Origin of the sequence: Hymenobacter sp. BT18 (genome assembly GCF_012273015.1) — a bacterium.
In the GTDB taxonomy this organism is placed as follows: domain Bacteria; phylum Bacteroidota; class Bacteroidia; order Cytophagales; family Hymenobacteraceae; genus Hymenobacter; species Hymenobacter lutimineralis.
In genome coordinates this window covers 1,349,038-1,361,873 of the sequence record NZ_CP050954.1, presented here as the reverse complement: position 1 = coordinate 1,361,873, position 12,836 = coordinate 1,349,038, and the positions used below count along the sequence as shown (strand labels likewise).

General features: G+C 56.0%; 14 protein-coding genes. All 14 read left to right on the top strand.

Going from position 1 to position 12,836, the window contains the following annotated elements:
- Positions 1 to 41: 41 nt before the first annotated feature.
- The 14 genes from nrfD to HER32_RS05545 all read left to right on the top strand — a co-directional run bounded on the left by nrfD (position 42) and on the right by HER32_RS05545 (position 12,704).
- Positions 42 to 1,496: an NrfD/PsrC family molybdoenzyme membrane anchor subunit gene (nrfD, locus tag HER32_RS05610; protein WP_232066402.1), complete on the top strand. Its 1,455-nt coding sequence runs from the start codon at positions 42 to 44 to the stop codon at positions 1,494 to 1,496.
- Positions 1,489 to 2,013 (top strand): DUF3341 domain-containing protein, encoded by a 525-nt coding sequence (locus HER32_RS05605; protein ID WP_149071348.1) that lies wholly within the window; start codon positions 1,489 to 1,491, stop codon positions 2,011 to 2,013. The genes nrfD and HER32_RS05605 overlap by 8 nt, the downstream gene beginning before the upstream one ends.
- Positions 2,013 to 2,765: a c-type cytochrome gene (locus tag HER32_RS05600; protein ID WP_168681114.1), complete on the top strand. Its 753-nt coding sequence runs from the start codon at positions 2,013 to 2,015 to the stop codon at positions 2,763 to 2,765. The genes HER32_RS05605 and HER32_RS05600 overlap by 1 nt, the downstream gene beginning before the upstream one ends.
- Positions 2,766 to 2,768: 3 nt before the next feature.
- A complete protein-coding gene (locus HER32_RS05595) occupies positions 2,769 to 4,085 on the top strand; it encodes a quinol:cytochrome C oxidoreductase (RefSeq protein WP_232066401.1) in 1,317 nt (438 codons plus the stop codon).
- A gap of 78 nt (positions 4,086 to 4,163) precedes the next feature.
- Positions 4,164 to 5,231: a cytochrome c oxidase subunit II gene (locus tag HER32_RS05590; protein WP_149071350.1), complete on the top strand. Its 1,068-nt coding sequence runs from the start codon at positions 4,164 to 4,166 to the stop codon at positions 5,229 to 5,231.
- Positions 5,232 to 5,255: 24 nt separating this feature from the next.
- Complete coding sequence (locus tag HER32_RS05585; RefSeq protein ID WP_232066400.1) at positions 5,256 to 7,124, top strand: cbb3-type cytochrome c oxidase subunit I; 1,869 nt, start codon at positions 5,256 to 5,258, stop codon at positions 7,122 to 7,124.
- Positions 7,125 to 7,229: 105 nt separating this feature from the next.
- Positions 7,230 to 8,354, top strand: coding sequence for a COX15/CtaA family protein (locus HER32_RS05580; RefSeq protein ID WP_232066398.1), 1,125 nt, complete (start codon positions 7,230 to 7,232; stop codon positions 8,352 to 8,354).
- A 53-nt stretch (positions 8,355 to 8,407) separates the two neighbouring features.
- Positions 8,408 to 9,259, top strand: a complete 852-nt coding sequence (cyoE, locus tag HER32_RS05575; protein WP_149071351.1) for a heme o synthase — start codon at positions 8,408 to 8,410, stop codon at positions 9,257 to 9,259.
- A gap of 94 nt (positions 9,260 to 9,353) precedes the next feature.
- Positions 9,354 to 9,941, top strand: coding sequence for a heme-copper oxidase subunit III (locus HER32_RS05570; protein WP_149071352.1), 588 nt, complete (start codon positions 9,354 to 9,356; stop codon positions 9,939 to 9,941).
- A 25-nt stretch (positions 9,942 to 9,966) separates the two neighbouring features.
- Entirely contained in the window at positions 9,967 to 10,737 is a 771-nt protein-coding gene (locus HER32_RS05565) for a cytochrome c oxidase subunit 3 (protein ID WP_149071353.1), read from the top strand.
- A 110-nt stretch (positions 10,738 to 10,847) separates the two neighbouring features.
- Positions 10,848 to 11,183, top strand: coding sequence for a cytochrome C oxidase subunit IV family protein (locus HER32_RS05560; protein ID WP_149071354.1), 336 nt, complete (start codon positions 10,848 to 10,850; stop codon positions 11,181 to 11,183).
- 4 nt (positions 11,184 to 11,187) lie between these two features.
- On the top strand, positions 11,188 to 11,865 hold the full coding sequence (locus HER32_RS05555; protein ID WP_149071355.1) for an SCO family protein: 678 nt from the start codon (positions 11,188 to 11,190) through the stop codon (positions 11,863 to 11,865).
- Positions 11,837 to 12,394: a DUF420 domain-containing protein gene (locus tag HER32_RS05550; protein WP_149071356.1), complete on the top strand. Its 558-nt coding sequence runs from the start codon at positions 11,837 to 11,839 to the stop codon at positions 12,392 to 12,394. The genes HER32_RS05555 and HER32_RS05550 overlap by 29 nt, the downstream gene beginning before the upstream one ends.
- 109 nt (positions 12,395 to 12,503) lie before the next feature.
- Positions 12,504 to 12,704: a hypothetical protein gene (locus HER32_RS05545; protein WP_232066397.1), complete on the top strand. Its 201-nt coding sequence runs from the start codon at positions 12,504 to 12,506 to the stop codon at positions 12,702 to 12,704.
- Positions 12,705 to 12,836: the final 132 nt, after the last annotated feature.

Genomic DNA, 12,836 nt, shown 5'->3' with positions numbered 1-12,836 from the left:
CTCGTGCTCTGAGTCCCCAAGCACCCTAATCTCTTAAATATATGCAGCACGTATCGCCTGTACGGGAGCCGCTCGTAACCGGGGGGAAAACGTACCACGACGTCACCCAAGACGTGTCGCGTCAGGTAGAAGCCGCCCCGAATATTCGGTGGATGGCTGCCCTGGCCGTAGCACTCTTTTTCCTCGGCATCTTCTTCTACTCCGTGTATCGCACCTTGTGGTACGGCATCGGGGAGTGGGGGCTGAACAAAACGGTGGGCTGGGCCTGGGACATCACCAACTTCGTGTGGTGGGTGGGTATCGGTCACGCCGGCACGCTTATCTCGGCTGTGCTGCTGCTCTTCCGCCAGAAGTGGCGCACCTCCATCAACCGTGCCGCCGAGGCCATGACCATCTTCGCCGTAATCTGCGCGGCCATGTTCCCGGTATTGCACATGGGCCGCCCGTGGTTGGCTTTCTACGTATTCCCGCTGCAAAACACACTCGGTTCTCTGTGGGCTAACTTCAACTCGCCTCTGCTGTGGGACGTGTTTGCCATCAGCACCTACTTCACCGTGTCGCTCGTGTTCTGGTACACGGGCCTGGTGCCGGACTTTGCTACCATCCGCGACCGGGCCAAGGGCCCCATTGCCAAAGTGGCCTACTCGCTGCTGAGCATGGGCTGGAAAGGCTCGGCCAAGCACTGGTCGCGCTACGAAACCGTCTCGCTGATCCTGGCCGGCGTCTCGACCCCGCTGGTACTCTCCGTGCACACCATCGTATCGATGGACTTTGCTACCTCGGTTGTACCGGGCTGGCACACGACCATTTTCCCGCCCTACTTCGTGGCCGGGGCTATCTTCTCGGGCTTTGCCATGGTGCTCACCCTGATGCTCATCACCCGGGTGGTGTTCAAGCTGGAGGATTACATCACCCTCGAGCACATTGCCCTGATGAACAAGATCATGATGATTACCGGCTCGATCGTGGGCGTGGCCTACATCACCGAGTTCTTCATTGCCTGGTACTCGCAGGTGGAGTTTGAGCAGTACGCCTTCATCAACCGGGCCACGGGCCCCTACTGGTGGGCCTACTGGAGCATGATGACCTGCAACGTGATTACCCCGCAGCTGGTCTGGATCCGGCGCATCCGCTACTCCATCCCGGCCACGTTCATCCTGTCCATCATCGTCAACATCGGTATGTGGTTCGAGCGGTTCGTGATTATCGTTACCTCCCTGCACCGCGACTACCTGCCCTCCTCCTGGGCCATGTTCTCCCCGAGCTGGATTGACATCGGCATCTACGTGGGCACGCTGGGCCTGTTCTTCACCTTGTTCCTCTTGTTTGCCAAGTTCTTCCCCGTCATCAACATGGCCGAGGTCAAGTCCGTGCTCAAGTACACGGTGGATAATGGTCCTACCTATACCGGGCACGACCCGCACCACGCTGTTCATCAACCTGCCACCCACGGGGTTCCGGCTTCGGCTCCTGTAAACCACGATAAGCATGACTAAGCGCTTCGCCCTCGGCATCTTCGACGACGAAGACGTGCTGCTGCACGCCGTTGAAAACGTCCGGGAAGCGGGCGTAAAAATCTATGAGGTTTTTACCCCGTTCCCGATTCACGGTATGGATGATGCCCTCGGCATCGAACGTTCCCGCCTGCCCATCGCCGCCTTCTTCTATGGCCTGACGGGTTTGTGCTTCGCGCTCTGGCTGCAGATCTACACCCTCGGGTTTGACTGGCCCATGATCATCGGTGGTAAGCCGCACATTGCTCTGCCCGCCTTCATTCCGGTTTCCTTTGAGCTGACCGTATTCTTCTGCTGCCACGGCATGGTTATTACCTTCTACGCCATCAGCAAGCTGTACCCACGCTGGAAAACTCCTGTGCTGGACGTGCGCTCCACCGACGACAAGTTTGTGGTAGCTATTGAGCTGAAGGAAGGTGTGGATCTGGGTAACGTAACCCAGCTGCTGCGCGCCAACGGTGCTTCGGAGGTGAACGAAAAAGAAATGTCCAAGTTCTAATGACGCATTCGCTGAAATTAAGTCTGCACGCGTCGGCTGTTCTGCTGGCATCGGTGTTCACCACCGCCTGCAACCGCCCCGACGACCCCGGCATCGAATATGCTCCGGAGATGTACGAATCTATTCCGTACGACCCGTTGCGCCAAGTGAATGCCAACACGGTAAACCCCATGGGCATCAATGAGCGCACCCCAGTGGTGGGCACAGTGCCCCTCGGCAAAGCCGACTACTACAACCACATTGGCAAGGACGACGTGGCTACCGCCGAAAAGGTGCTGCGCAACCCTTACGCTTACACAAAAGAAAACCTGGAAGAAGGCAAAACGCTTTACCTGCGGAATTGCCAGCATTGCCACGGTGAGCAGGGCGACGGCCAAGGCCCGGTAGGGGTGAAGTTCAAAGGGGTACCCAACTACTCGGCGGGCGCTTATAAGACCATGAACGACGGTCACATCTACCACGTGATTCAGTGGGGCCGTAACCGCATGATGCCGCACGGCTCGCAGGTGAACCCCGAGGAGCGTTGGAAGATTGCCATGTACGTGCGGGCCCTGCAACTGGGCAAAGGCCCGGACGGGGTAGCTGACCTATTGAAGTCGCGCGGTGCCTCGACGGCTAGTGTAGCCATTGCCGACTCTTCGCAGACCAACGATACGCAACTACAGGCGCCGGTACAGGAAGCGCAAGCAGACAAAGCCTCGGAAACTCCCGGGCAAGGTGGAGATAAAGCACGTAACGGAACGGCAAACTAACCTATGGCAACTCTGACGCATCACGACGGCGTTACGGCTGAATACCTGGAGGTTTCGCCGAGCGCCCGTAAAAAGTTTATTTGGATCATCGTAGCCGGGGTACTGGTGCTGGCTGCTGGTCTGCTGCTGGCCGTATTTGGCGGTGGACACCACGAAGGAGCTGAAGCCGCTCATGGCGCCGCTGCGGCTCACGGAGCCGCTGAGCATCATGGTAGCCCCATCTGGCTGAAGCGCCTGATCATGAGCCTGTGGCACAGCAATGTGTTCTTTCTCGGCGTGTCAGTAGTAGGCACGGTGTTTTTGGCTATCCAATCGGTGGCCTACGCCGGCTGGTCGGTACTCGTGCGCCGCATCATGGAAGCACTAGGCGCTTGGGTACTGCCCGGCGGTATTCTGTTGCTGGTGATTTTCGGCCTGGGGCTTATCAACCATGATATCTTCCACTGGACGATGCCCGGCATTATGACCGAAGGCAACGCCAACTACGACGAAATCATTGCCGGCAAGTCGGGCTTCCTGAACATTCCGTTTTACCTGATCCGGACGGTGCTGTACGTAGCCATCTGGGCATTCTTCACTTACAAACTACGCCAGCTGTCTTTGGAAGAAGACTTGAACGGCGGAACGGAGTACTTCCACCGGACCATCAATGTATCGGCGCTGTTCCTAGTGCTGTTCGCCGTAACCTCGTCGATGGCGGCCTGGGACTGGATTATGTCGGTTGACGTGCACTGGTTCTCTACGATGTTTGGCTGGTATGTATTCGCTTCATGGTGGGTATCGGGTATTGCCGCCATTACGCTGACCACCATCTTGCTCAAGCAAGCTGGCTATCTGCGCTGGGTTCAAGCCAGCCACCTGCACGACCTTGGCAAGTTCATGTTCGGCTTCAGCATTTTCTGGACCTACGTATGGTTCTCCCAGTTCATGCTGATTTGGTACGCCAACCTGCCCGAAGAAGCCATTTACTTCAATCAGCGGTTGGGCGGCTTTAATGGTCAGTATACCTGGCTGTTCTTCTTCAACCTGGTCATCAACTTCGTTTTCCCCTTCCTGGTGCTAATGACCCGGGATGCCAAGCGTCAGATGATCATGATGAAGATTGTGAGCATTGCTATCCTGATTGGGCACTGGTCTGACTTCTACCTGATGCTGATGCCCTCAACATTACAGGAGAACAACGGTTACCTTATTGAAATCGGCGTGGCGCTGGTGTTCCTGGGCTTGTTCCTGATTCTGATGACGAAGCGCTTGTCGCAGGCGTCGCTGGTACCCGTGAACCACCCCTTCATGGACGAAAGCCTGCACCACACCACCTAATTTGGTTAGTAAGCGGAGTGGCCGGAACCTATTCTCCGAGCCACTCCTTACTATCTACAAGCTTTAACTTTCATCACAATGACAGTTCTTGGTATTCTTCTGGTGCTGGTGTTGCTGTTGGTCGTATTCGGCCTGCTGTTCCGCCTCCAGATTCTCACCTCCATCTTCTCGGGTAGCTTCGTGCGCGAAATCGGCATGAGCAACCGCGTCAACGGCATTCTCATGCTGGTCTTTCTGTTGTTCGGGGGCGCCGCCTTTGCGTGGTCGTTTATCGAAAACTACAGCAAGATGAATCCCCCGATTGCCTCGGTGCACGGTCATGCCACGGAACGGATGTTCTGGACGACCATGATCATCATCGGTATCGTGTTTGTGATTACGCAGATAGCCCTGTTTGTGTATTCCTACAAGTACCAGCACCAGGATGGCCGCCGCGCTTTCTTCTTTCCCCACAACAACAAGATTGAGGTTATCTGGACGGTAATTCCCGCCATCGTGATGGCCGGTCTGGTATTCGCGGGCTGGAAAGAGTGGAGCCGCATCACTGGGCCTGCTCCCAAGGACTCCGTTGTACTGGAAATCATGGGTAAGCAGTTCAACTGGCTGGTACGCTACCCCGGCCGCGACCAGGCGCTGGGCGTAGTTAACTACCGGTTGATTGATGCCACTAATGAGTTTGGGTTTGACCTGAGTGACCAGAAAGGCCTGGATGACTTTGTAGCTGGGGAAATTCACGTACCCAAGGGCCACCCCGTACTGCTGAAAATCCGCTCCCGCGACGTATTGCACGCCGTCTACATGCCGCACTTCCGCGTGCAGATGTATGCTGTACCCGGTATGCCAACCAAGTTCTGGTTTACGCCTACCAAGACCACGGATGAGATGCGTGCTCAGACCGGCAACCCGGCTTTCAACTACGAATTGGCTTGCAATCAGATTTGCGGCCGCGGCCACTTTGCTATGAAGCTGGCTATCATCGTGGATGAGCCGGACGACTACCAAGCTTGGTATGCCAAGCAACAGTCTTTCTCTTCGCAGAACCCGGATGTGCTGGCTTCTTTCAAACAAAAAGCAGCTCCTCTTGGTACTTCAGAAGCTGCGCCGGCCGCTGCGGCCGTAGTTCCCGCTGCCAAAGCTTCGCTGTAACCTCTTTTAACCGCCCGCATTTCTATGGCTGCTAATCTTCCAACCCAATCGAACGTGCAAGGGGGCATCGGGGCAACCGAGCCTGGCATTGCGCACGACGAGCATCTGCACCATGATGACCACCACGAGCATCATGAGCTCAGCTTTCTGGAGAAATACGTTTTCAGCACCGACCACAAGGTTATTGCCAAGCAATTCCTGATTACGGGTATCTTCTGGGCTATCCTCGGCGGTACGCTGTCGAGCTTGTTCCGCTTGCAGCTGGGCTGGCCCGAGGCTACGTTTGAGTGGCTTTCGCCCTTCCTCGGCAAGTGGATTGAGGCTGGCAAGCTGAACCCCGAGTTCTACCTGGCACTGGTAACGATGCACGGCACCATCATGGTGTTCTTCGTACTGACGGCTGGTTTGTCGGGTACGTTCTCCAATTTCCTGATTCCGTTGCAGATCGGGGCCCGTGACATGGCCTCGGGTTTCATGAACATGCTTTCCTACTGGTTCTTCTTTATCTCCAGTGTGGTAATGTTCATTTCCCTGTTCATCGAAACCGGGCCGGCCGCTGCCGGCTGGACAATTTACCCACCACTCTCGGCACTGCCCCAGGCTATTCCTGGCTCGGGCATGGGCCAAACGCTGTGGCTGGTATCGATGGCTCTGTTCATCGTGTCGCAGCTGCTGGGCGGTGTAAACTACATCACCACGGTCATCAACCTGCGGACCCGTGGCATGAGCATGAGCAAGCTGCCGCTGACCATCTGGGCGTTTTTCCTGACGGCTATCCTGGGTCTGCTCTCATTCCCCGTGTTGTTCTCGGCAGCGCTGCTGCTGATCTTTGACCGTTCGTTCGGCACCTCGTTCTTCCTGTCGGATATCTACATTGCTGGGCAGGCGCTGCCCAACGTAGGTGGTTCGCCGGTTCTGTTCCAGCACTTGTTCTGGTTCTTGGGTCACCCCGAGGTGTACATCGTAATTATGCCTGCTATGGGCATGGTATCGGAAATCCTGGCCACCAACGCCCGTAAGCCTATCTTCGGCTACCGCGCTATGATTGGTTCCCTGCTGGGTATTTCGTTGCTGTCATTTATCGTGTGGGCTCACCACATGTTCGTGACGGGGATGAACCCCTTCCTGGGGTCGGTGTTCATGTTCCTGACGCTGATTATTGCCGTGCCTTCGGCCGTGAAGACCTTCAACTGGCTGGCTACGCTGTGGCGCGGTAACATCCGCTTCACTACGGCCATGCTGTTCTCCATTGGCTTTGTGTCGCTGTTTATCTCGGGTGGTCTGACGGGTATTATCCTCGGCAACGCTGCCTTAGATATCCAGATGCACAACACCTACTTCGTGGTAGCTCACTTCCACTTGGTAATGGGTTCCTCAGCGTTCTTCGGCCTGTGGGCTGGGGTTTACCACTGGTTCCCCAAGATGTTCGGCCGCATGATGGACGAGAAGCTGGGCTACGTACACTTCTGGCTGACCTTTATCGGCGTGTACCTGGTGTTCCTGCCGATGCACTACGTAGGCATTGCCGGCTTCCCCCGCCGTTACTACGCTTGGACGGGCTTCGACATGTTCTCGCAGTTTGCTGACCTGAACAAGTTCATTTCGTTGGCTGCTATTCTGGCCTTCTTTGCCCAGTTCATCTTCATCTTCAACTTCTTCTACAGCATTTTCCGCGGCCGTCGGGCTAGCCAGAACCCCTGGAACTCGACCACGCTGGAATGGACCACGCCCATCGAGCCGGGTCACGGCAACTGGCCTGGGGCTATTCCCGCTGTGTACCGCTGGCCTTACGATTACAGCAAGCCCGGTGCCGCCGAGGATTTCATTCCGCAAAACGTGCCCTTCTCGCAAACGCAGTCATCTAACCTGCCCTACGAGCGAGAAATGGAGTAGGCCACCCGGCCAACATAAAGCGGGCCGCTGTATCTACGGCGGCCCGCTTTCTTTCTCAGCAGGGGAGCCCGGTTCCGGTTTATTCGGCTAGGCTTCCCTTTCTTTTTGCTTTTTCATTCTGTCCTGATGGGCAGCAGCGTATTGCGTGTCATGCTGCAAACTCCAGCTTTTGTTCGTCGTTTCCGGTTTTTTGGTTTGCTGACGGTAGTCAGCGTCTACCTGCTGATTCTGGTAGGGGGTGTCGTGCGAAGCACGGGGTCTGGCATGGGCTGCCCCGATTGGCCCAAGTGCTTTGGCTCTTGGGTACCACCAACGCATATCAACCAGCTACCGGCCAATTACAAGGAGATATATACTGCCCAACGGGTGGCGAAAAACCAGCGGCTGGCTCGTACGCTGGAGCGTATGGGTTTCAAGCAAGTAGCTGGGGAAATCTTTGCGCATCCCACGCAGTATATTGAGACAGACTTCAACCCCACCAAAACGTGGATTGAGTACGTGAACCGACTCCTCGGTGTGCTAATCGGAATTTTTATTTTTCTCACGGTAGTGTTGGCACTGCCTTACTGGCGCCACGATAGGCCCGTGTTTTGGCTGGCATTTGCCTGTTTTCTGCTTACTGGCGTGCAAGGATGGCTAGGCTCCCTGGTGGTATCTACCAATTTGCTCCCCGTTATGGTGACCATACATATGGGCCTTGCCTTGCTCATTGTAGCGCTGCTCCTGTACGCCGTTGACCGCTCCCAGCGGGATAGCAACCGGGTAGTAGAGCACTCTGTCCCGGGCCTGGGCTGGGGGCTGCTGATTGCGGCTGGAGCCACGTTCGGCCAGATTGTGCTCGGTACCCAAGTAAGAGAGGAAGTGGATTTGGTTGCGGCCGCCGCGCAGTATCTGGGCCGCGCCGAGTGGGTAGAACAGTTGGGCATAGCCTTTCGGGTGCACCGCTCTTACTCGGCAATTCTGCTACTGCTGAATCTGTATCTGATGTATCGCCTGTACGTAGGCTCGACTGGCGCGCTACGGCCCTTGGCAGTCGCCGTTATCGGCGTCCTGGGGCTGGAAATACTGGCGGGGATTACCCTAGCCTATTGGGCACTACCTGCCGCTGTGCAGCCTATTCACCTCACTTTGGCTACGGTACTCTTCGGATTACAGGTGCTGGTGGGGCTGGCGTACCGCCGAGCTACGAAGTTGGTGCGGCAAGAGGCTAGTCCGGGCGTTGTTGCGTAACTTTGCGGCCCCGTTTGGCAAGCATTTGCCCCGATGGGTTGTTATAACCACGTATGACGAAGGCCCGGGCGTATTTTCAGCTGCTTAAGTTTCGATTGTCGCTGACAGTAGCGTTTTCCAGCGCCATTGGCTACCTGCTGGGCGCCCAGGAGTTCAACTGGAGCCGGGCGCTGCTGGTGATGGTAGGCGGGCTGGCGGTTACGGGCGCAGCAAATACCATCAACCAGATTTTCGAAATAGACCTCGACCGGCTGATGAAGCGCACCGCTAAACGTCCGCTGCCGCTGGGCGTGTTGTCGGTAACGGAAGCGTGGGTGTTCGTACTGCTGGTGGGTGGCCTAGGTCTGGGCCTGCTAACGTACTTCTTTAACCCCCTGGCCGCGGCACTGTCCCTGGTTTCGCTGATCCTCTACGGGTTCATCTACACTCCGCTGAAGACCATTTCTCCTATTTGCGTAGCGGTAGGGGCCATACCGGGCGGCATGCCGCCGCTTATTGGCTGGGTAGCGGCCACCGGGGTGCTGGGCATCGAAGGGTGGGTACTGTTTGGCATTCAGTTTATGTGGCAATTTCCGCACTTCTGGGCCATAGCCTGGGTGCTCGACGACGATTACAAGAAAGCCGGCTTCAAGATGCTGCCCACCCCGGGTGGCAAGGACATGCGTACGGCCATTCAGATCATGACGTACACGCTGGTGCTGATTCCCCTGAGCCTATTGCCGCTCTACTTTGGCATGACGGGCACTACCTACGCCATGGTGGCCGCGGTTTGTGGCGTGCTGTTTCTGATGCAAACATTTTACCTGATGCGCACCTGCACCAAAAAGGCGGCAATGCGCATCATGTTTGGTTCTTTTCTGTACCTGCCCATCGTGCAGATTGCCCTGGTAATGGACAAAATCTAAGGCTTTGGTGTTGTTATTTCAGCCAGAAGCCACTGGGTTTGGCCGCCTGAAGTCAACGCAACTGGTGATTTAAACCGCGTAAAAAAAACTCCTTATGCATCCTGCCGAAACCTTAACCGACAAAGAACCCGGCACCGGTCTGCACCCGGCCCGGCTCGTTCTCTGGCTGATGATTATCAGCATTTTCATGATTTTTGCTGCCTACACCAGCGCCTATATCGTGCGCCGGGAAGAAGGCAACTGGCTGGAATTTGAGCTGCCGGCCAGCATGCTCATCAATACCGTGCTGATTGTGCTAAGCAGCGCCACGGTGCAGTGGGCTTACTTCGCGGCCCGCAAGGATGAGCTAAATCAGGTAAAACTGGGCTTAGTGCTGACGCTGGTGCTGGGCACGGCCTTCCTGGTAGGGCAGTGGCAGGTATGGGCCGAACTCGTGCGTAACAAGATTCACTTTGGTGGCGTTGATGCAAATCCCTCCGGCTCCTTCCTGTATGTGCTGATGGGCGTGCACGCTTTTCACCTGATTACGGGCCTGATTTTTCTGCTGAAAGTGCTGCGGAAAAGCTTTAACTATCAGGTGCATTCGCGTCAGATGCTGTCCATCGGCAACGTCACAATCTACTGGCACTTCCTGGGCGGGCTTTGGTTGTACCTGTATTTGTTCCTACTTTTGAACCACTAGTTTTTCGACCTTCTTTACGCGCACTATGGCCATTTCACAAGCGGCAACGCAGCACGCTGCCACGCTCGACACGCCCCGCAGCGGACCTTGGGACGGAGGCAATGAACCATTCAAGGCAAGCTACGGCAAGCTGATGATGTGGTTCTTCCTGTTGTCGGATGCCTTTACCTTCGCTGCCTTCCTCACCACCTACGGCCTGATCCGTCACCGCCACGCGGCGTTTGATGCTGCTTCGGGCAAAGCCTTTGAATTCTCCACGGCGTATTGGCCTGTGCCTGATAAGGTGTTCAACTCCTTCCCGGGCCTGCACGGCATGGATCTGCCGCTGGCTTTCGTAGCGTTGATGACGATGATTCTCATCTTCTCGTCGGTGACGATGGTATTGGCTGTAGAAGCCGGCCACCGCATGGACAAGAATGATGTGCAAAAGTGGCTGCTTTGGACGATTCTGTTCGGGGCTACTTTCCTGGGCTCCCAGGCCTGGGAATGGACGCACTTTATCGGTGGCACTGATGAGGGTACGCGCATGGCCGATGGCACCATCTTCCACGGTGCTAACCTGGCGATGAACCAGTACGGCCCCGTGCTGTTTGCTGACTTGTTCTTCTTTATCACTGGTTTCCACGGCACGCACGTGTTCTCGGGCGTTTGCCTGCTGGTGTGGGCCTTCATTGCTACCACCAACGGCACCTTTGAGAAGCGCGGCCACTACGAAATGGTGGAGAAAATTGGCCTTTACTGGCACTTTGTAGACTTGGTGTGGGTGTTCGTCTTCACCTTCTTCTACCTCGTATAACGTAAATTGCTTACTGGTCTGCTGGTAGTTGGGCCCGCCGTAAGGCTAATCCTGCTACCAGTAAGTCAATTAATCAGCTGGCAATTCTAACCACTCAACCATTCAACAAGATGGCTAATCACGTAGGCCTCGACTCGCATAATCCTGCCGAAATTGCCAAGCCCAATACCGGCTGGATCTGGAAAACGTTTTTCGTGCTCGTAGGCATTACGGCGCTGGAATTCGTGTTCGTATTTCTGATGGACCCCGGCACGCTCCGCAACGCTATTTTCATTATCCTCACCATTTTCAAGGCCTTCTTCATCGTGGCGGAGTTCATGCACCTGAAGCATGAGACTAAGGGCCTGATCTGGACAATCCTGATTCCGATGTCCCTGCTGGTGTGGCTGCTGGTGGCCCTGATTACGGAAGGCTCGTACATCAACGAGGCCGTTTTCAACCGCTAACCGCATGCGGCCCAAACAAACGCTCCTGTTGGGCCTGATGCTGCTTGTGCCGGTGCTGGCGTTTCTCTTCCTGAAAACGTTTGGAACCAACCGTTACGCGCTGCCAACTTACCTGCCCGACCGCGTCGACTCGACGCAGGTAGGGGGGAAGTGGCAGCGCGATACTGTTTTCCACCGCATCGTGTGGCCTGCGGTACAGTCGCAGTCAGGCCGGCCCGTGAGTAGCCAGGACTTCGCCAAGGGCCTTTACGTGGTCAACTTCTTTTACACTACCTGCGCCGGTGCCTGCCCGCAGGTGAGCAGCCTGCTGCAGCGGGTGCAGGAGAAGTTCCGGCACGAGCCCCGGGTGCGGCTAACCTCGGTTACGCTGGACCCGGCCCACGATACCCCGGCTATTCTGGAAAAATATGCCGAGCAGTATGGCGCCATCAGCGGAAAATGGCTGTTCCTGACGGGTGACAAAACCGCGGTTTATCGGTTACTAACAGATGAGTTTCGCTTACCGGCGCCGCAAGGGGTTGCTCCGGGGCTCCAGCACAGCCAGCAGCTGTTTCTGGTAGACCGGGCAGGCCAGGTGCGGGGCCGCTACGATGGCAGCAGCCCCAAGGAGATTGAGCGGCTCATCACCGAAATTGGCGTAATGCTTTACTCGTATGACCTCACCGACGAACCCCGCCGTTAACCCCGGCAGCTTTACCAAGTACAAAATACTGATGGGTGCTTTGGCTGCCATCATTCCCTTGGCCGTAGCCGTACTGTATTTCTTCCCTGGTATTTTTCGGATTCCGGGTCTTGAAGTGAAGATGCTGCCCAAGGTAAACGCCTGGCTGAACTCGCTCACCGCGGTCTGCCTCGTGGTGGGCTACTACTTCATCCGGCGCAAGGATGTCGCCCGCCACCGGCTGATGATGGGCCTGGCTTTTCTGCTGGGTTCCTTGTTCCTGGTTTCCTACGTGGCCTATCACTCCCAGGTAGCTTCTACTAAGTTTGGCGGGGAAGGCCTGATTCGCGGGGTGTACTACTTTGTGCTGCTTACGCACATTGTGCTGGCCGCCGTTACAGTGGGCCTAGTACTGTTCACGCTGTACTACGCCCTCACCGAGCAGTTTGCCAAGCACCGGCGCATTGCCCGCTGGACGTTTCCCGTGTGGTTGTACGTCTCGGTAACGGGGGTGCTTGTGTACCTGATGATTTCACCGTACTACACCTAGCAGAAAAGCCGTTTTAGCGAAACTTTACTCCGCAGGGAGTGTTAGAAAAGAGATGAAAAAGGTACTAGTTTTCGTTTTTTGGCTGGTAGTGCTGACGAGCCTTGGGAGTGTGGCTCCTCGTTCGGTACAGGCCCAGTGCACCATGTGCAAAACCCAGGTGGAAGCCTCCCGCACGGACAAGGAGGGCTATGATACCTCTGGCCTGAACAAAGGCATTCTGTACCTGATGACCATTCCGTACCTGCTAATTGGCACGGTAGGCTTCTGGTGGTACCGCAACAACAAAAAGAAGAAGCTGGCCCAGCGCTAAGCCTTGCGGCCGCAGGCGTATGGTTGCGTAGCCAGCATAGTTAGATACTAGCCACCGGCCTGCCCGGTAGGAAATGCCGCCAATTGGCGGCATTTTTGATGCTAGCCCATTTCTATTAGCCTACTGGCTCGT

What these genes read in the sequence shown, in the direction of transcription:
- nrfD (WP_232066402.1), top strand. Translation starts at nt 42, where the DNA reads ATGCAGCACGTATCGCCTGTACGGGAGCCGCTCGTAACCGGGGGGAAA.
- HER32_RS05585 (WP_232066400.1), top strand. Translation starts at nt 5,256, where the DNA reads ATGGCTGCTAATCTTCCAACCCAATCGAACGTGCAAGGGGGCATCGGG.
- HER32_RS05590 (WP_149071350.1), top strand. Translation starts at nt 4,164, where the DNA reads ATGACAGTTCTTGGTATTCTTCTGGTGCTGGTGTTGCTGTTGGTCGTA.
- HER32_RS05560 (WP_149071354.1), top strand. Translation starts at nt 10,848, where the DNA reads ATGGCTAATCACGTAGGCCTCGACTCGCATAATCCTGCCGAAATTGCC.
- HER32_RS05550 (WP_149071356.1), top strand. Translation starts at nt 11,837, where the DNA reads ATGACCTCACCGACGAACCCCGCCGTTAACCCCGGCAGCTTTACCAAG.
- HER32_RS05555 (WP_149071355.1), top strand. Translation starts at nt 11,188, where the DNA reads ATGCGGCCCAAACAAACGCTCCTGTTGGGCCTGATGCTGCTTGTGCCG.
- HER32_RS05595 (WP_232066401.1), top strand. Translation starts at nt 2,769, where the DNA reads ATGGCAACTCTGACGCATCACGACGGCGTTACGGCTGAATACCTGGAG.
- HER32_RS05570 (WP_149071352.1), top strand. Translation starts at nt 9,354, where the DNA reads ATGCATCCTGCCGAAACCTTAACCGACAAAGAACCCGGCACCGGTCTG.
- HER32_RS05565 (WP_149071353.1), top strand. Translation starts at nt 9,967, where the DNA reads ATGGCCATTTCACAAGCGGCAACGCAGCACGCTGCCACGCTCGACACG.
- cyoE (WP_149071351.1), top strand. Translation starts at nt 8,408, where the DNA reads ATGACGAAGGCCCGGGCGTATTTTCAGCTGCTTAAGTTTCGATTGTCG.
- HER32_RS05605 (WP_149071348.1), top strand. Translation starts at nt 1,489, where the DNA reads ATGACTAAGCGCTTCGCCCTCGGCATCTTCGACGACGAAGACGTGCTG.
- HER32_RS05600 (WP_168681114.1), top strand. Translation starts at nt 2,013, where the DNA reads ATGACGCATTCGCTGAAATTAAGTCTGCACGCGTCGGCTGTTCTGCTG.